Source organism: Enterobacter oligotrophicus (genome assembly GCF_009176645.1).
Lineage (GTDB): Bacteria > Pseudomonadota > Gammaproteobacteria > Enterobacterales > Enterobacteriaceae > Enterobacter > Enterobacter oligotrophicus.
Window position 1 is genome coordinate 1,155,888 of record NZ_AP019007.1, and the last position, 18,677, is coordinate 1,174,564.

The 18,677-nt window shown below is 55.2% G+C and carries 14 protein-coding genes; 7 read left to right on the forward strand and 7 right to left on the reverse strand.

Annotated features, from left to right (window positions below; genetic code table 11):
• Positions 1-957, forward strand: coding sequence for a glycosylasparaginase (locus EoCCA6_RS05490; RefSeq protein ID WP_152081818.1), 957 nt, complete (start codon positions 1-3; stop codon positions 955-957).
• Positions 957-2,378, forward strand: a complete 1,422-nt coding sequence (locus EoCCA6_RS05495; protein ID WP_152084404.1) for a leucyl aminopeptidase family protein — start codon at positions 957-959, stop codon at positions 2,376-2,378. Before EoCCA6_RS05490 ends, EoCCA6_RS05495 begins: the two co-directional genes overlap by 1 nt.
• 86 nt (positions 2,379-2,464) lie before the next feature.
• Here EoCCA6_RS05495 and EoCCA6_RS05500 read toward each other — a convergent pair whose 3' ends face one another.
• From EoCCA6_RS05500 to EoCCA6_RS05515, 4 genes are all read right to left on the reverse strand, one after another.
• Positions 2,465-3,166: a DnaA inactivator Hda gene (locus tag EoCCA6_RS05500; RefSeq protein WP_211482948.1), complete on the reverse strand. Its 702-nt coding sequence runs from the start codon at positions 3,164-3,166 to the stop codon at positions 2,465-2,467.
• Between the two features lie 94 nt (positions 3,167-3,260).
• Positions 3,261-4,550: a uracil permease gene (gene uraA, locus EoCCA6_RS05505; RefSeq protein WP_152081819.1), complete on the reverse strand. Its 1,290-nt coding sequence runs from the start codon at positions 4,548-4,550 to the stop codon at positions 3,261-3,263.
• Between the two features lie 83 nt (positions 4,551-4,633).
• A complete protein-coding gene (gene upp / locus EoCCA6_RS05510; protein ID WP_003860560.1) occupies positions 4,634-5,260 on the reverse strand; it encodes a uracil phosphoribosyltransferase in 627 nt (208 codons plus the stop codon).
• 217 nt (positions 5,261-5,477) lie between these two features.
• Positions 5,478-6,908, reverse strand: a complete 1,431-nt coding sequence (locus EoCCA6_RS05515) for a 6-phospho-beta-glucosidase (protein WP_152081820.1) — start codon at positions 6,906-6,908, stop codon at positions 5,478-5,480.
• A 266-nt stretch (positions 6,909-7,174) separates the two neighbouring features.
• Here EoCCA6_RS05515 and purM point away from each other — a divergent pair, with 266 nt between their 5' ends.
• The 4 genes from purM to ppx all read left to right on the forward strand — a co-directional run bounded on the left by purM (position 7,175) and on the right by ppx (position 12,683).
• Entirely contained in the window at positions 7,175-8,212 is a 1,038-nt protein-coding gene (purM, locus tag EoCCA6_RS05520) for a phosphoribosylformylglycinamidine cyclo-ligase (RefSeq protein ID WP_152081821.1), read from the forward strand.
• Entirely contained in the window at positions 8,209-8,850 is a 642-nt protein-coding gene (gene purN / locus EoCCA6_RS05525; RefSeq protein WP_152081822.1) for a phosphoribosylglycinamide formyltransferase, read from the forward strand. Before purM ends, purN begins: the two co-directional genes overlap by 4 nt.
• Positions 8,851-9,077: 227 nt before the next feature.
• Positions 9,078-11,138, forward strand: a complete 2,061-nt coding sequence (ppk1, locus tag EoCCA6_RS05530; RefSeq protein WP_152081823.1) for a polyphosphate kinase 1 — start codon at positions 9,078-9,080, stop codon at positions 11,136-11,138.
• A gap of 3 nt (positions 11,139-11,141) precedes the next feature.
• Positions 11,142-12,683, forward strand: coding sequence for an exopolyphosphatase (ppx, locus tag EoCCA6_RS05535; RefSeq protein WP_152081824.1), 1,542 nt, complete (start codon positions 11,142-11,144; stop codon positions 12,681-12,683).
• 4 nt (positions 12,684-12,687) lie between these two features.
• Here the strand turns inward: ppx and EoCCA6_RS05540 are convergent, their stop codons facing one another.
• On the reverse strand, positions 12,688-14,928 hold the full coding sequence (locus EoCCA6_RS05540; protein ID WP_152081825.1) for a sensor domain-containing phosphodiesterase: 2,241 nt from the start codon (positions 14,926-14,928) through the stop codon (positions 12,688-12,690).
• 370 nt (positions 14,929-15,298) lie between these two features.
• On the opposite strand from EoCCA6_RS05540, the gene EoCCA6_RS21635 reads away from it, so the two are divergent.
• Positions 15,299-15,469 carry a YfgG family protein gene (locus EoCCA6_RS21635; RefSeq protein ID WP_152081826.1) on the forward strand — a complete coding sequence of 57 codons (171 nt, stop codon included), beginning with the start codon at positions 15,299-15,301 and terminating at the stop codon, positions 15,467-15,469.
• Between the two features lie 90 nt (positions 15,470-15,559).
• On the opposite strand, the gene guaA is transcribed toward EoCCA6_RS21635, so the two are convergent.
• Positions 15,560-17,137 carry a glutamine-hydrolyzing GMP synthase gene (guaA, locus tag EoCCA6_RS05550; protein WP_152081827.1) on the reverse strand — a complete coding sequence of 526 codons (1,578 nt, stop codon included), beginning with the start codon at positions 17,135-17,137 and terminating at the stop codon, positions 15,560-15,562.
• 68 nt (positions 17,138-17,205) lie between these two features.
• Positions 17,206-18,672: an IMP dehydrogenase gene (gene guaB, locus EoCCA6_RS05555; protein ID WP_152081828.1), complete on the reverse strand. Its 1,467-nt coding sequence runs from the start codon at positions 18,670-18,672 to the stop codon at positions 17,206-17,208.
• Positions 18,673-18,677: the final 5 nt, after the last annotated feature.

Genomic DNA, 18,677 nt, shown 5'->3' on the forward strand with positions numbered 1-18,677 from the left:
ATGTGGGGAATTATCGCAACCTGGCGAATGGCGCTTGAAGGCGTAACGGAGTCTGCGTCTGCTCTGGCTGCGGGAAAACCAGTGGCGGGCGCGGTAGTCGATGCCGTGGCTGCCGTGGAGGACTTTCCGCTGTATAAATCCGTCGGCTACGGCGGGCTACCGACTGAAAACGGCGAGGTCGAACTGGACGCGGCCTACATGGATGGCGACACGCTGGCATTTGGTGCCGTGGGCAATCTGGTGGATATCGCCAACCCGGTGCGCGTGGCGCACGCGCTTAGCCGCCAGCGTTATAACAGCCTGCTGGTCGGCCAGGGCGCGCGCGAATGGGCGCTGAGCCAGGGCTTTGCCGACAAAACCATGCTCACCGACCGCGCGATGCAGCACTACCGTAAGCGCTGCCGCGAGACGCTGGATAAGGGCTTAAGCCCGTATGACGGCCACGATACGGTCGGCATTATCGGTCTTGATAAACAAGGATCAATGAGCGTCGCCACCTCCACCAGCGGCCTGTTTATGAAAAAGCGCGGACGCATTGGCGACTCACCGATTATCGGCTCCGGCTTTTACTGCGACAGTGAAACCGGCGCGGCCACGGCCACGGGTGTTGGCGAAGACCTGATGAAAGGCTGCACCAGCTACGAAATCGTTCGCCGCATGGCACAAGGCATGTCGCCGCAGCAGGCGGCGGACTCGGTGGTGTTCGAGCTGGAGGATAAGCTGATGTCACGCTTTGGCCGCGTGGGCGATCTTTCCGTGGTGTGCATGAACAACAAGGGCGAATTCGGTGCCGCGACCAACATCAAAACCTTCTCGTTTGTCGTCGCGACGTCTCGCCAGCCACTTACTGTGTTTCGTACCGAGCGTCAGCGTGAAAAAACGCATTACCAGGCCGTGGATGAGGAGTGGATGCAAGCCTATGCCGCGCGGATACGCGCGCCGATCGAGGAACAATGATGATTACCTTTCAGTTAATTACCACACTTTCAGACGCGAAGCCACAGAGCCATTTGATTGCCAGCGCCACCTGTGCTCATTTGCCGGAAACTGCGCTTATCGCGGAAATGCGCGAATCGGACAGCATCGCTGACACCCGCTTTGGCTGTGCCCCGTTTGCGCGGATCAGCCTGCTGCCGGATGCGCTCTGGCAGGACGCGCTGACCGGGGGATTGCTCGCCGCGCTGCGACCACTGCTGGCCTCCCCTGTCAGTTCTGATGTGATACTGGACGTCACACATATCGACGACGTTGTGCTGGCACTGGTGCTGCGTTTTCTTTTCAACCAGGCACACACGCTCAACGATCTGCAACTGAAGAAAACAGACGACGCGGCAGTACGTCTTAAACACATTACCGCCCTCTGTCTGCCAGAGCAGCAGGAAAAGATGGAGACTCTTTTCCGCCAGCAGCAGGCTATTGCAGGTGGTATGGTTGCTGCACGACGCCTGGCGGATACCCCTTCCGATCGCTGCACGCCGCAGTTTATGGTGGAGGAGGCGCAAAAACTGTGTGCCGCCTTCCCTGCCCTGCGCTGCGAAGTGCTGGACGAAAAGCAGATTGTTGAACACGGTCTGGGGCTGCTGCATGCCGTCGGCAAAGGAGCATCCTGCCCGCCGCGCCTGCTGGCAATCCATTACAATGGCGTGTCCGACGGCCCGGTGCGCTGTTATGTCGGCAAAGGCATTACCTTCGATACCGGCGGCCTGTGGCTGAAGGAAGGCGCAGGCATGTACACCATGAAGTACGATATGTGCGGTGCGGCAAACGTACTGGGGCTGATGCTCAGCGTTGCGGAGCTGAAACTCCCCGTTCGCATCATGGGCGTGCTGGCGCTGGCGGAAAACGCCATTGGCCCGGACGCCATGCAGCCCGGCACTGTGGCAAGAGCCTGCAATGGTACCACGGTGGAAATCAATAATACCGATGCCGAAGGCCGACTGGTCCTGGCGGACGCCATTGCCTGGGCCAGCCAGCGGCATCCGCAAGCTCGCTACATCATCGACATGGCAACCTTAACCGGCGCGGTGGTGAAAGCGCTGGGATATGAATTCAGTGGTTTAATGACGCAAAATGAGTTGATGCGCGATTTTCTCACCCAAGCAGGGAAAAGAAGCGGTGACGAAGTGTGGTCTTTACCCCTGGATGCCCGCTTGAAAAAGCAGACCGAGAGTACCATCGCCGATCTGTGCAACACACCGACCAATAATGCAGCAATCAGTGCGTCGGCGGCGTGGCTGCTGCACCACTTTTGCCCGCCGACGATCCCGTGGGCGCATCTGGATATTAGCGGTACGGCATTGTGGCGGGAAAACGGTAAGAGCGTGGCGTCGGGAAGACCGATTCCGCTGCTGGTGGAGCATCTGATGAGGGATCTTTAGCCGGGTGGCGGCTGCGCCTTAGCCAGCCTACAAGGGGAGCGGTTTTCGTAGGCCCGGTAAGGCATAGCCGCCACCGGGCAAAAAACTCAGAGCTTAAGAATATCTTTCACAAACGGAATGGTCAGCTTGCGCTGGGCGGTGATAGACGCGCGATCAAGCTGATCGAGCGTATCAAAGAGGGTGCGCATTTCCCGATCCAGGCGTTTGAGCAGAAAACGCCCCACGTCTTCCGGCAGTTCAAACCCGCGCAGTCTGGCGCGTAACTGTAGCGCCTGGAGTTTGTCTTCATCCGACAGCGGCTGCAGCTTGTAAATTTGCCCCCAGTCCAGACGCGACGCCAGATCCGGCAGCCCCAGATTGAGCTGACGCGGTGGGCGATCGCCGGTGATCAGCAGCCGGGTTTTGCCCGATTCCAGGATGCGGTTATAGAGGTTAAAGATCGCCATTTCCCACGGCTCGTCCCCCGCCACGCACTCGATATTATCGATGCAGACTAGTGAGAGATGTTCCATTCCCTCCAGCACTTCAGGCACGAACCAGGTACGTTTATCCAGCGGCACATAGCCTACCGCATCACCGCGTGCCGAAAGCTCCGCACAGGCAGCATGCAACAGGTGGCTACGCCCCGCACCTTCGCGTGACCAGATATAGATGTATCCGCTGTGTTCCTGACGCAGCACGTTTTGCAGTGCAGCCAGTAAAGAGGGGTTATCACCCGGCCAGAAACTCGCGAAAGTTTCGTCGTCAGGGAGATAGAGTGGCAGAGAGAGCTGTGCCGGTCCGTTCAGAAATACCTCAACCAGATCTTACATAAAATCGGTAACGAGTTTAGCACGGAACCAGCAAGGAGAGAACCGGGCGATCTTGCGCCCGGTTTTACGATCACTGTGACGCTTTCTCGCTGTCGTCAGCATCCAGCACCACTTCTTCCGGACGCAATACAGAGATCAGCTTAAAGATGAGGCTCAGGCCGACGCCCACGATAGTCGCCAGCGCCATGCCTTTCAGCTCTGCCGCACCGATGTGCACCTTCGCACCGCTCACCCCGATGATCAGAATAACGGAGGTCAGGATCAGGTTCTGCGCTTTGCTGTAGTCCACTTTAGACTCAATCAGCACGCGGATACCGGAGGCACCGATCACGCCGTACAGCAGCAGAGAAACCCCGCCCATCACCGGCACAGGGATGATCTGAATCGCCGCCGCCAGTTTGCCCACACAGGAGAGCAGAATGGCGATGATTGCCGCGCCACCGATAACCCAGGTACTGTAGACGCGGGTAATCGCCATCACGCCGATGTTCTCACCGTAGGTAGTGTTTGGCGTGGAGCCAAAGAAACCGGAGATAATGGTGGAGAGGCCGTTAGCAAACATAGAACGGTGCAGACCCGGATCGCGGATCAGGTCACGCTTCACAATGTTCGCCGTAACCACCAGGTGGCCGACGTGTTCAGCAATAACCACCAGCGCGGCAGGCAGAATGGTAAAGATGGCAAACCATTCGAAACGCGGGGTATAGAAGGTTGGCAGCGCAAACCAGTGCGCCTCGGCAATTGGCGTGGTATCGACAACACCCATTGCGAAGGAGAGCGCATAGCCCGCCAGCACACCGATCAGGATCGGGATAATCGCCATGAAACCGCGGAACAGCACGGAGCCAAACACTGTCACACCCAGCGTTACCAGCGAGATGATGATGGTTTTTGAATCCGGTGACTGGCCGTCAGCAGGCAGTAAACCGGCCATGTTCGCCGCGACACCCGCCAGCTCAAGACCAATGACGGCAACGATTGCGCCCATCGCTGCTGGTGGGAACATCACATCCAGCCAGCCCGTACCGGCTTTCTTCACAATGAAAGAGACCAGGCAGAACAACACGCCGCACATGATAAAGCCGCCCAGCGCGACCTCGTAACCTAACGGCAGCAACAGCAGAACCGGCGAGATAAAGGCAAAGCTCGATCCCAGATAGGCCGGGATTTTGCCTTTACAGATGAAGAGGTAAAGCAGCGTACCGACGCCGTTGAACAGCAGCACGGTAGCCGGGTTAATATGAAACAGGATTGGCACCAGCACGGTCGCGCCAAACATGGCGAACAGGTGCTGCAAACTAAGCGGGATTGTCTGTAAAAGCGGCGGTCTTTCACTCACCCCGATAGCACGGCGCGTCATAGTGTTTTCCTCTGAGTATTGTTGTTGGTGTTGTATTCAAAAAAAAGCCGACTCTCAAAGTCGGCTTTTTTATCGTTATTCGATCACTTAGTACCAAAAATCTTATCGCCGGCATCGCCAAGCCCAGGGATAATGTACCCGTGCTCGTTTAGCCCCTGGTCGACAGATGCGGTATAAAGTTCAACGTCCGGATGCGCTTTTTCCAGCGCCGCGATACCTTCCGGTGCCGCCACCAGAACCAGCACTTTAATGCTGCTGCAGCCTGCTTTTTTCAGCAGGTCAATGGTGGCGATCATGGAACCGCCGGTCGCCAGCATTGGGTCTACCACCAGCGCCATACGCTCGTCGATATTAGACACCAGCTTCTGGAAGTACGGAACCGGCTCCAGAGTCTCTTCATTACGGTAGATACCCACCACGCTGATACGCGCGCTTGGGACGTGCTCCAGCACGCCTTCCATCATGCCGAGACCCGCACGCAGGATAGGCACCACGGTAATTTTCTTACCTTTGATCTGCTCAACCTGTACCGGGCCGTTCCAGCCTTCGATGGTCACTTTCTCTGTTTCCAGATCAGAGGTCGCTTCGTAGGTCAGCAGGCTGCCCACTTCAGAAGCCAGTTCGCGAAAACGCTTCGTGCTGATGTCATGCTCACGCATCAGGCCCAACTTGTGTTTAACGAGTGGGTGTTTCACTTCCACAATCTTCATTCTCTTTCTCCTCTGAGGTGGCATCCGCAAAAAAATCGCGGGATTATACCGCTTTTTTCGGATTAGGCCATACCCATCTTGCTTGACAGGGATCAAGCAAAGACAAAAAAACCGGAGACAGGTCTCCGGCTTAAGTGCAAGGTTCTGCCCGGTGGCGCTACGCTTACGCGGGCCTACGTGTAGTGTAGGTCGGGTAAGCGTTAGCGCCACCCGACAATTACAGGTTATCGCCGTTGCTCGCAATCACCTGCTTATACCAGTCAAACGACTTCTTCTTACTGCGATTCAGCGTGCCGTTGCCTTCGTTATCTTTATCGACAAAGATAAAGCCGTAGCGCTTTTTCATTTCACCGGTCCCGGCAGAAACGAGATCGATACAACCCCACGGCGTGTAGCCCATCAAATCAACGCCATCTTCCACCACCGCTTTTTTCATCTCGCGGATGTGCGCAGACAGATAATCAATGCGGTACTGGTCGTTCACCGTGCCATCGCTCTCCTGCACGTCGATAGCGCCAAAACCATTCTCAACAATAAACAGCGGCAGCTGATAGTGATCCCAGAACCAGTTCAGGGAGTAACGCAGCCCGACCGGATCAATCTGCCAGCCCCAGTCAGACTTCTGCACATACGGGTTGGAGACCAGGCTCTTGCTCTCGTCGTAATCCAGTTGCGGGTTATCCGCCGTCGCTTTGGTGGTGAAGGACATGTAATAGCTGAAGCCGATGTAATCCACGCAGCCCTGCTTCAGCGCCGCTTTATCTTCTTCGGTGATATCCAGCGCGAAGCCTCGACGCTCAAAATAGTTGAGCAGATGCTGCGGATATTTGCCGCGCACGTGAACGTCGGTAAACCAGTAGCGACGATGCATCGCGTTCATCGCCATCATCATGTCGTCCGGCGCGCAGGTCAGCGGATAGATAGGACACATGGCAATCATGCAGCCTATCTGCAGCGACGGGTTAATCTCACGCCCTGCTTTCACCGCCAGGGCGCTGGCTACCAGCTCATAGTGTGCCGCCTGGAACATCACCGGCTCGCGGTCTTCACCCGGCGCGTACTTCAGCCCGGAGTTGGTAAACGGCGCGAAGTCTTCGTGGAAGTTGGCCTGGTTGTTGATCTCGTTAAAGGTCATCCAGTACTTCACTTTGTGCTGATAGCGTTCGAAAACCACTTTTGCAAAACGCACAAAGAAGTCGATCAGCTTACGGTTGCGCCAGCCGCCGTACTCGGTGACCAGGTGGAACGGCATCTCGAAATGCGACAACGTGATAACCGGTTCGATGCCGTATTTCAGGCATTCGTCGAACAGGTCGTCATAAAATTTCAGGCCAGCTTCATTAGGCTCCCGCTCGTCGCCTTTTGGGAAAATACGCGTCCAGGCAATGGAGGTACGGAAGCACTTGAACCCCATCTCAGCAAAGAGCTGAATGTCCTCTTTATAGCGGTGATAGAAATCAATGGCTTCATGATTAGGGTAATTTTTCCCCTCCAGCACGCCGTTAGTGATTTCACGCGGCACGCCGTGCGCGCCCGCAGTCATGACGTCGGCTACGCTGACGCCCTTGCCGCCCTCTTTCCAGCCGCCTTCCAGCTGGTGCGCAGCAACAGCACCGCCCCACAGAAAATCTGCTTTAAATCCTGACATTCGCTTTCCCTCATTCTGCGTTATTTTCTGCAAAAACAATTACAGAAACCGGTTTCAGTTTGATGATGTGCAAAGGGAGAACGGGTTGCAAGCAGTTAACCGAAACCGGTTTCATTTTCGTGAACAGAGTCAAGTTTGGTTGCATTCACAGGCCAGTACGAAAAAAAGATCACCGTGCCGAGAATAGGCTCGCAAACGTTTGCCTGGACTGTTAGAATTGCGCCGATTTTTCTTACTAGCTATGCAATCGCGTGGGGACTTGAGCCGTGACCAACAAAACTTCTCTCAGCTACAAAGATGCCGGTGTTGATATTGACGCAGGTAATGCGCTGGTTGACCGAATCAAAGGTGTGGTGAAAAAAACCCGCCGCCCGGAAGTGATGGGGGGTCTGGGTGGATTCGGCGCACTGTGCGCACTGCCGCAAAAATATCGTGAACCTGTTCTGGTCTCGGGGACTGACGGTGTAGGCACCAAACTGCGCCTGGCGATGGATCTTAAGCGTCACGACACGATCGGTATCGATCTGGTGGCGATGTGTGTGAACGACCTGGTAGTTCAGGGCGCTGAGCCGCTGTTCTTCCTTGATTATTACGCGACCGGCAAACTGGACGTGGATACCGCAGCCAGCGTGATTAACGGCATCGCCGAAGGCTGTCTGCAGTCTGGCTGCGCACTGGTAGGCGGCGAAACCGCTGAGATGCCGGGCATGTATCACGGCGAAGATTATGACGTCGCAGGTTTCTGCGTCGGGGTAGTAGAAAAATCAGAAATTATCGACGGCAGCAAAGTGGCTGACGGCGATGTGCTGGTTGCGCTGGGCTCCAGCGGTCCGCACTCAAACGGCTATTCCCTGGTGCGTAAAATCCTTGAGGTGAGCGGTTGTGACCCACTGACCACCGAACTTGATGGCAAGCCTCTGGCTGACCATCTGCTGGCACCGACCCGTATCTACGTGAAAAACATTCTGGCGCTTATCGAGAACGTTGACGTTCACGCCATTGCCCACCTGACCGGTGGCGGCTTCTGGGAAAACATTCCGCGCGTGCTGCCGGATAACACCCAGGCGGTGATCGACGAATCCTCATGGCAGTGGCCTTCCGTCTTTAACTGGCTGCAGAGCGCGGGCAACGTGAGTTCACACGAAATGTACCGTACCTTTAACTGCGGCGTGGGCATGGTCATTGCCCTGCCTGCAAGCGAAGCGGATAAAGCGGTTAAGCTGCTGACTGAGAAAGGTGAAAACGCGTGGAAAATCGGTATTATCAAAGCATCCGATTCCGAACAGCGTGTGGTCATTGAATGAAAAACATTGTGGTGCTCATTTCCGGCAACGGAAGCAATTTGCAGGCGATAATTGACGCCTGCAAACAGAAGAAAATCAATGGCACCATTCGGGCAGTATTCAGCAACAAGGCCGATGCGTTCGGCCTTGAGCGTGCGCGGGAAGCGAACATTCCCGCACACGCGCTGGAAGCCAGCCAGTTTGCCGGACGCGAAGCGTTTGACCGCGAGCTGGTGCAGGAAATTGATGCCTACGCCCCGGACGTTGTGGTGCTGGCCGGGTACATGCGCATTCTGAGCCCGGCATTTGTTTCTCACTATGCCGGACGTCTGCTCAATATCCACCCTTCCCTTCTGCCAAAATATCCCGGTCTGCATACGCACCGTCAGGTGCTGGAAAACGGCGACGAAGAGCATGGTACTTCCGTACACTTTGTCACCGATGAGCTGGACGGTGGCCCCGTCATTCTTCAGGCAAAAGTGCCGGTCTTTGAAGGCGACAACGAAGACGACGTGACAGAGCGCGTACAGACGCAGGAGCACGCCATATACCCGCTGGTGGTAAGCTGGTTTGTTGACGGACGTCTGGAGATGCGCGACGGCGCAGCCTGGCTGGACGGCGTGAAGTTGCCCCCGCAGGGTTATGCAGCCGAAGAGTAGTCTGTTTGAATTGCCCGGCGGCGCTACGCTTGCGCGGGCCTACGATGTTTTGTAGGTCGGGTAAGCGCAGCGCCACCCGACACGCCCTCCCCCAACCCCCTAAAATCCCCCAGAAAAAAAACTGTCATACTTTTCTGGCACTGTTGGACATATCGTGGAAATGCTCGCCATAATAAGGACGAGACGGATTTACCACGTCCTGTGATTGAACTGGAGTGTGAGCTGTAATGGGTCAGGAAAAGTTATACATCGAGAAAGAGCTAAGCTGGTTAGCATTCAACGAACGTGTACTTCAGGAAGCGGCTGACAAAAGTAATCCGCTGATCGAACGTATGCGTTTTTTAGGTATTTATTCCAATAACCTGGATGAATTCTATAAGGTTCGCTTTGCCGAACTGAAACGTCGAATCATCATCAGTGAAGAACAGGGCTTAAACTCGCACTCGCGCCATCTGCTGGGCAAAATACAGTCTCGCGTGATGAAAGCCGATCAGGAATTTGATGGTCTCTATAATGAGTTGCTGCTGGAAATGGCACGTAACCAAATCTTCCTGATCAACGAACGTCAGCTTTCCGTCAACCAACAAAGCTGGCTACGCCACTACTTCAAACATTATCTGCGCCAGCACATCACACCCATTTTAATCAATCGGGAAACCGATCTGGTGCAGTTCCTGAAAGATGATTACACCTACCTGGCGGTAGAAATCATTCGTGGCGAGAACATCAGCTACGCGTTGCTGGAAATTCCGTCCGATAAAGTTCCCCGCTTTGTGAACCTGCCGCCGGAAACCCCGCGCAGACGCAAGCCAATGATTCTGCTGGATAACATTCTTCGCTACTGCCTGGACGACATCTTTAAAGGCTTCTTCGATTACGATGCGTTAAACGCCTACTCGATGAAGATGACCCGTGACGCCGAATATGATCTGGTGCACGAGATGGAAGCCAGCCTGATGGAGCTGATGTCATCCAGCCTTAAGCAACGCCTGACAGCAGAGCCGGTACGTTTCGTTTATCAACGCGATATGCCCGATGCGATGGTGGAAATGCTGCGCGAGAAGCTGACGATCTCCCGCTACGACTCAATTATCCCCGGCGGGCGTTACCATAACTTTAAAGACTTTATTGGCTTCCCGAACGTCGGCAAAGCCAATCTGGTGAACAAACCGCTGCCGCGCCTGCGCCATATCTGGTTCGATAAGTTCCGCAACGGGTTCGACGCCATCCGCGAGCGCGATGTGCTGCTCTACTATCCGTACCATACCTTTGAACACGTGCTGGAACTGTTGCGTCAGGCGTCGTTCGATCCGAACGTGCTGGCCATCAAAATCAACATCTACCGCGTGGCGAAAGACTCACGCATCATCGATGCGATGATCCACGCCGCGCATAACGGTAAAAAAGTCACCGTGGTGGTTGAGCTACAGGCGCGATTCGATGAAGAGGCGAATATTCACTGGGCGCGGCGTCTGACGGAAGCGGGCGTACACGTCATCTTCTCTGCGCCGGGGCTGAAAATTCACGCCAAGCTGTTCCTGATCTCGCGTAAAGAGGGTGATGACGTGGTGCGCTACGCCCACATCGGCACCGGTAACTTTAACGAGAAAACCGCGCGAATTTATACCGACTACTCGCTCTTAACCGCCGACGCGCGCATCACCAACGAAGTGCGCCGGGTGTTTAACTTTATCGAAAACCCGTACCGGCCGGTGAGTTTCGACTATCTGCTGGTTTCACCGCAGAACTCGCGCCGCCTGCTGTACGATATGATCGATAAAGAGATCGCCAATGCGCAGAAAGGGCTGTCGTCCGGCATCACGCTGAAGCTCAACAACCTGGTCGACAAAGGACTGGTGGACAGACTTTATGCCGCCTCCAGCTCAGGCGTGCCTGTCAATTTGCTCATTCGCGGTATGTGCTCACTCATCCCGGAGCTGGAAGGCATCAGCGACAATATTCGCGTGATCAGCATCGTGGACCGCTATCTGGAGCACGATCGCATCTATATTTTCGATAACGCGGGCGATAAGAGAGTGTATCTCTCTTCCGCAGACTGGATGACGCGCAATATCGATTACCGAATTGAAGTTGCAGCACCGTTGCTTGATCCACGGCTGAAGCAGCAGATCCTCGATATTATCGAGATTTTATTCAGCGATACGGTGAAAGCACGCTATATCGACAAAGAACTCAGTAACCGCTATGTGCCGCGCGGCAACCGCCGTAAAGTGCGGTCACAATTGGCGATTTACGACTATATCAAATCACTCGAGCAACCCGATTAACCTATGCCGATAAATGATGATAAGGCCCCACGACCGCAGGAATTTGCCGCGGTCGATCTTGGTTCTAACAGTTTCCATATGGTCATCGCCCGTGAGGTGGATGGCGCGATGCAGATCATCGGTCGTCTGAAGCAGCGCGTGCACCTGGCCGATGGTCTGGATGAACGCAGCATGCTAAGCGAAGAGGCGATGGAGCGCGGGTTAAACTGCCTGTCGCTGTTTGCGGAACGTCTGCAGGGCTTTTCGCCCTCCAGCGTCTGTATCGTTGGAACCCATACGCTGCGCCAGGCATTGAATGCACCGGAATTTCTTAAACGCGCGGAAAAGGTCATCCCCTACCCGATTGAGATCATCTCCGGTAACGAAGAGGCGCGCCTGATTTTTATGGGCGTGGAACATACGCAGCCGGAAAAAGGCCGCAAACTGGTGATTGATATCGGCGGTGGCTCTACGGAGCTGGTGATTGGTGAAGATTTCGAGCCACGTCTGGTGGAAAGCCGTCGTATGGGCTGCGTCAGCTTCGCCCAGATGTATTTCCCTGGCGGGACGATAACCCGCGAAAACTTCCAGCGCGCGCGCATGGCCGCGATCCAGAAACTGGAAAATCTGGCGTGGCAGTACCGTATTCAGGGCTGGAACGTCGCGCTGGGTGCCTCGGGGTCGATTAAAGCGGCGCACGAAGTGCTGCTGGAGATGGGCGAAAAAGACGGATTTATTACGCCTGAGCGTCTGGTCATGCTCACCGAAGAAGTGCTTAAACACAAGAGCTTCGACGCCCTGAGCCTGCCAGGTCTTTCGGATGAACGTAAAGCGGTGTTTGTGCCGGGTCTCGCGATCCTGTGCGGCGTCTTTGATGCGCTGGCGATTAAAGAGCTGCGCCTCTCTGACGGCGCTCTGCGCGAAGGCGTGCTGTACGAAATGGAAGGTCGCTTCCGTCATCAGGATATTCGCAGCCGCACCGCACAAAGCCTGGCAAACCAGTACAACATCGACCGCGAGCAGGCAAAGCGGGTGCTGGAAACCACGGTTCAGATGTACGATCAGTGGCAGGAACAGAACCCTAAACTGGCGCACCCGCAGCTTGCCGCCTTGCTAAAATGGGCCGCGATGCTGCATGAAGTGGGGCTCAACATTAACCACAGCGGGATGCACCGCCATTCAGCATACATTCTGCAAAACAGCGATTTGCCGGGCTTCAATCAGGAACAGCAGACCATGATGGCGACGCTGGTGCGTTATCATCGCAAAGCCATCAAGCTCGACGATCTGCCGCGCTTTACGCTGTTCAAGAAAAAGCAGTTCCTGCCGCTCATTCAGTTGCTGCGCCTGGGTGTGTTACTGAATAATCAGCGTCAGGCCACCACCACGCCGCCAACGCTGAAACTCAAAACGGATGACCACCACTGGACGCTGAGCTTCCCGCGCGACTGGTTTAGCCAGAATGCGCTGGTCCTGTTGGATCTGGAAAAAGAGCAACAGTACTGGGAAGCGGTCACCGGCTGGCTGCTGAAGATTGAAGAAGAGAGTTCAGACGTCGCAGCATAATGGCTCAGGCGCTCACCTGCGGCGTCTCTGCTTCAGCCAGTGACTCAAGCTCAACCGGCTCTCCGATCAGGCAGCCCTGCACATAATCGATACCTAGCGCGAGCACCGCGCTATGTATCTCTTCCGTTTCTACGTACTCCGCCACCACCAGCATTTTCTTCATCCGCGCCAGATGGCATATAGACGCCACAATCTGATAATCCAGACTGTTGCTGACAATGTTACGGATAAAACTGCCATCAATCTTCAGAATGTCGGCATCCACGCTCTTTAACCGCGCATAGCTTGCGTAGCCGGTTCCGAAATCATCAATCGCAATGCGCACGCCCATTTTTTGCAATTGCCTTAAAGTCTGTACCGCCAGCTCAGCATTGCAACACGTACTCGTTTCGGTGACTTCGAATATCAGCTGCCACGCTTCGACGGAATATTTTGCTAACAGGCGACTCACGTCGAGCGGGAATTGCGCCCGGCATACGGTTGAGGGAGCGAGCTTTATCGCAAAACGCTGCCCCGGTAGCCGCTCACGGTGCCTGGACAGGAAGCTCAATGTGCGTTCCAGCACCCACAGGTCGACACGGGACGACAGCCCAAACTCCTGCGCAACGGGCAGGAATTGCTCCGGAGAGAGCAGTATGCCGTTCTCATCCGGCATGCGCAGCAGTACCTCGTGATAGCAATCGCCCCGCAGGCCCCGAACCGGCTGTACCATCAGGGTAAACGCATTCTGCTCCAGCGCCGTCTGCAGGCGATTCATCATCGCGACTTTATCTTTGAGGCTGCGCTGTAAATGAACGGCTCCCCGTTGCTGAAGGTTTTCCGGGTGGTTGGTCGAGAGCGACAGATCCGCAATCACACCCAGTTCACCCAAAACCAGATAAAGATGGTTAACCGGCGAGCGCACATAGCAGTAGCTCACGCCGACCTGTGGTTGCAACGGCATTCCGTCCCAGACAAAACGGAACTGCTTGATATGCGCATCCAGCGTATCGATGCGCTGCTGATGCGACTCGGAATTGAGCCGGACGGCGAGATCACACCCGGTCAGATGATAAACACATTCGTCAGGCTGCAGCGTGTCATTGATCCATTGCGCCAGTTGCTGTTTGTACTGGATGCGCAGCAGAACACCATAGTTTCTGCCCAGCACCTCCAGTTCGGGAATGCGCAGCAAACAGAGCGCCGACCAGGGTGTTTTTGCAAGCGCGCGAGACAGCGCCCGCAGGTTCGGCATATGCACCACCGGGTCGAGAAGCGCCAGTCTGCGGGAGCGAATATTTATCGCCCGCTGACGCGTCGCCAGCATCGACATGTAAATCACGACAAATGAAAAGACCAGATAACTGGATGACGTAATCGCCAGTTGAATGTCATAGCCCGGCCGCAACGGGATATAGTGGTAAAAATAGTGGATCGCCAGTAGCAGGACGGGCGTCCAGATAATCGACATCAGCTTATAGCCAAAGCGCATTGCCCCCCACAACATCACCGGCATCAGTAATGACAGCGTGTAGTTGGTGCTGAAAATAGAGCTGTTTTCATTCATCGGAACCAGCAATAACGACAGCAGCACCGCCAGAACCATCGTCCACAGCAGAAACTCCACCAGCGTCACTTTTTTGTCTATCTGCGCGCGGATCTGTGAAATTAAGCCTTTGATATAGCGGGGATGGCGAATCAGGCGGATCAGCAGGTAGCACAGCGGCACGCCCGTCAGCCCGCTCACCAGCAGTGCCTGATAGTTGATAAGGGTGCGAATATTAAGTGGATTCAACCCTGCCAGGCTCTGGCGGCTCTCATAAACGCCGAGATAGACCGCAAACTGAAACAGCACCAGAAACAGCGTTGCTGGGCAGAAAGCCTGCCAGAAAAGACGCTGTGCCATCAGGCGCACATCCCCGTACGCGGTCATATTGCGTCTGGGAGCGAACACGCGATAACCGCCCCAACTGAGCACCAGAGGGACAAGAAAATGAAGGATGCCAGCACAGGTTTCAAACAGTCCAACTGATGAGGCGTACCGGAAAAAGAGCGACAAGACGATCCCTGGAATCGCCTCCAGCCCAAAAAACGACATCAGGGCAAGCAGGAAAGAGAGCGGCAGATAATAGAGCGTTACGATGCCGTCACCCAGTTGAGTATAGGTATTCACCATGCTAAACACGGGCAGCAAAACAACGGGCACGATAAGGGGAAGTGCCCACCAGCGGTCTTTATTTCGTTTCAGGAAGTGAAGAATTTTCATAGATGCCCGGTTAAACCCCTTTCGCTCCAGAGGGTGAGTGAAGACAGGCATCCAACCTGACGTATATGCCGCCCGGCAAAGCGCGGAGCAAACATCGTGGAGGAAGGATTTTAAGGAACGTCGCCGGGAAACCGTTGACATAAATCAAACTAATTTATTTGAATAATGCTTTCTTGCAATTTTTAGAGGTAACTTTCTCCTTATTATCAATGTCGTAAATGTATATTTTATGTTCGATATCATTAACCAATGTCAGGGTTGACGATTTTTTACACATCACCGAATTGACCCTCTCTTCCCGCTGTGCCTTAATATCCGTATCGCCCAAAAGGGTATGCCCAGGAAAAAAACAGTGAGTCAGGCCTCGCGTATGCACAAACGACATCGATTTAACACGCGGATGACCCGCATTATACTGCTTATCAGTTTCCTGTTTTTCTTTGGCCGCTTCGTTTATTCCTCCATTGGTGCCTGGTATCACCACCAGGATAAAATCCAGTCGCAACAAACCAGCCTGAATGTTGACACATCCGAACGTTAATACAGCGGATATGTAGCGTTTTTTTATCGTTCCGGATACAAAAAACCCTCTGCATAACAGAGGGTTAGATTTGCTGATTACGAAGGGGAATTATTCCCACTCAATGGTAGCCGGTGGCTTACCACTGATGTCATACACCACGCGGGAAATACCGTTCACTTCGTTGATGATGCGGTTAGACACGCGGCCCAGGAAGTCATACGGCAGGTGTGCCCAGTGCGCGGTCATAAAGTCGATGGTTTCTACCGCGCGCAGGGAGACAACCCAGTCGTATTTACGACCATCGCCCATAACGCCAACAGAGCGAACCGGCAGGAACACGGTGAACGCCTGGCTCACTTTATTGTACAGGTCAGCTTTGTGCAGCTCTTCAATGAAGATCGCGTCCGCACGACGCAGCAGGTCGCAGTACTCTTTCTTCACTTCGCCCAGCACGCGCACACCCAGACCAGGCCCAGGGAACGGATGACGGTAGAGCATGTCGTATGGCAGACCCAGCTCCAGGCCGATCTTACGTACTTCGTCTTTGAACAGCTCGCGCAGCGGTTCAACCAGCCCCATCTTCATCTCTTTCGGCAGGCCGCCCACGTTGTGGTGAGATTTGATGACGTGTGCTTTACCGGTTGCGGAAGCCGCGGATTCAATCACGTCCGGGTAGATGGTGCCCTGCGCCAGCCACTTGACGTCTTCCAGCTTCAGCGCTTCTTCGTCGAACACTTCCACGAAGACGCGGCCGATGATTTTACGTTTCGCTTCCGGATCGTTCTCGCCTTTCAGCGCGTCCAGGAAGCGCTGCTCGCCTTCCACGTGAACGATGTTCAGACCGAAGTGGTCACCGAACATGTCCATGACCTGCTGGGCTTCGTTCAGACGCAGCAGACCGTTGTCCACGAAGACGCAGGTCAGGTTTTTGCCGATGGCGCGGTGCAGCAGCATTGCGGTGACGGAGGAGTCAACGCCGCCGGAAAGGCCGAGGATCACTTTGTCATCGCCAACCTGCTGGCGGATACGCTCAACGGCGTCGTCGATGATTTTTGCCGGGGTCCACAGGGCTTCACACTGGCAGATATCACGCACGAAGCGCTCCAGCATGCGCATCCCCTGACGGGTGTGGGTTACTTCCGGGTGGAACTGTACGCCGTAGAAGCGTTTTTCTTCGTTCGCCATGATCGCGAACGGGCAGCTTTCGGTGCTGGCAACGGTGACGAAGTCAGACGGGATAGCGGTGACTTTGTCGCCGTGGCTCATCCACACGTCCAGCAGCGGTTTGCCGTCTGCGGTCAGGGAGTCTTCGATACCGCGCACCAGCGCGCTGTCGTTGACGACTTCGACCTGTGCGTAGCCAAACTCACGCTCGTTTGATCCTTCAACGTGGCCGCCCAGCTGCATCGCCATGGTCTGCATACCGTAGCACACGCCGAACACCGGCACACCCGCTTCAAACACGTACTGCGGCGCGCGCGGGCTGTTGTCTTCGGTGGTGCTTTCCGGGCCGCCGGACAGGATGATGCCGCTTGGGTTGAATTCGCGAATCTGTGCTTCCGTAACATCCCACGCCCACAGTTCACAGTAAACGCCCAGTTCACGCACGCGACGCGCCACCAGCTGAGTGTACTGAGAACCAAAATCGAGGATGAGGATGCGATGTTTATGAATGTTTTCCGTCATTGACGCTAATTCCGAGGCAAGTGAAACAGATTAAATAAATCGCCCGACACGAGGTCGGGCGAAGAAAATCATGATCCCAGACGGTAGTTCGGGGACTCTTTGGTGATCGTCACGTCGTGCACGTGGCTCTCCTGGATACCCGCACCGCTGATGCGTACGAATTCCGCTTTGGTACGCAGCAGGTCAATGGTACCACAGCCGGTCAGACCCATACAGGAGCGCAGGCCGCCCATCTGCTGGTGGATGATCTCTTTCAGACGGCCTTTATAAGCCACGCGGCCTTCGATACCTTCCGGTACCAGTTTGTCAGCAGCGTTATCGGTCTGGAAGTAACGATCAGAAGAACCTTTGGACATCGCGCCCAGGGAACCCATACCACGGTAAGATTTGTAAGAACGGCCCTGGTAGAGCTCGATTTCACCCGGAGATTCTTCCGTACCGGCCAGCATGGAGCCCACCATCACGGCAGCAGCGCCAGCGGCGATGGCTTTGGCGATGTCACCAGAGAAGCGGATACCGCCGTCAGCGATAACCGGAATACCGGTGCCTTCCAGCGCTTCAACCGCATCGGACACGGCGGTAATCTGTGGAACACCCACGCCGGTCACGATACGCGTTGTACAAATAGAGCCAGGGCCGATACCGACTTTGACTGCGCTGCAACCGGCTTCCGCCAGCGCGCGAGCGCCAGCGCCCGTCGCAACGTTACCGCCGATGATCTGCAGGTCCGGGTATTTCGCACGGGTTTCACGGATACGCTGTAAAACGCCTTCAGAGTGGCCGTGTGAGGAGTCAATCAGCAGCACGTCAACGCCCGCCGCAACCAGCGCATCAACGCGCTCTTCGTTGCCCGCACCCGCGCCAACTGCAGCACCAACGCGCAGGCGTCCACGCTCGTCTTTACAGGCATTCGGTTTACGTTCTGCTTTCTGGAAATCTTTAACGGTGATCATGCCGCGCAGGTGAAAATTGCTGTCGACCACCAGCGCTTTTTCAACGCGTTTTTCGTGCATTTTCGCCAGCACCACGTCGCGGGTTTCACCTTCACGCACGGTGACCAGACGCTCTTTCGGCGTCATATACACGCTGACAGGCTGGTTCAAATCGGTCACAAAGCGCACGTCGCGACCGGTGATGATGCCTACCAGTTCGTTATCTTCGGTCACAACCGGATAACCGGCAAAGCCGTTACGCTCGGTCAGGGCTTTCACTTCGTGCAGCGTGGTGGTTGGCAGTACGGTCTGTGGATCGGACACGATGCCGGATTCATGTTTCTTCACGCGGCTAACTTCTTCGGCCTGACGCTCGATAGACATGTTTTTGTGAATAAAGCCGATGCCACCTTCCTGTGCCAGGGCAATCGCCAGGCGCGCTTCAGTCACGGTGTCCATTGCCGCAGAGAGCATAGGAATGTTCAGGCGAATGGTTTTCGTCAACTGCGTGCTGAGATCGGCAGTATTCGGCAGAACGGTGGAGTGAGCGGGAACGAGGAGGACGTCGTCAAACGTCAGTGCTTCTTTAGCGATACGTAGCATGGGCA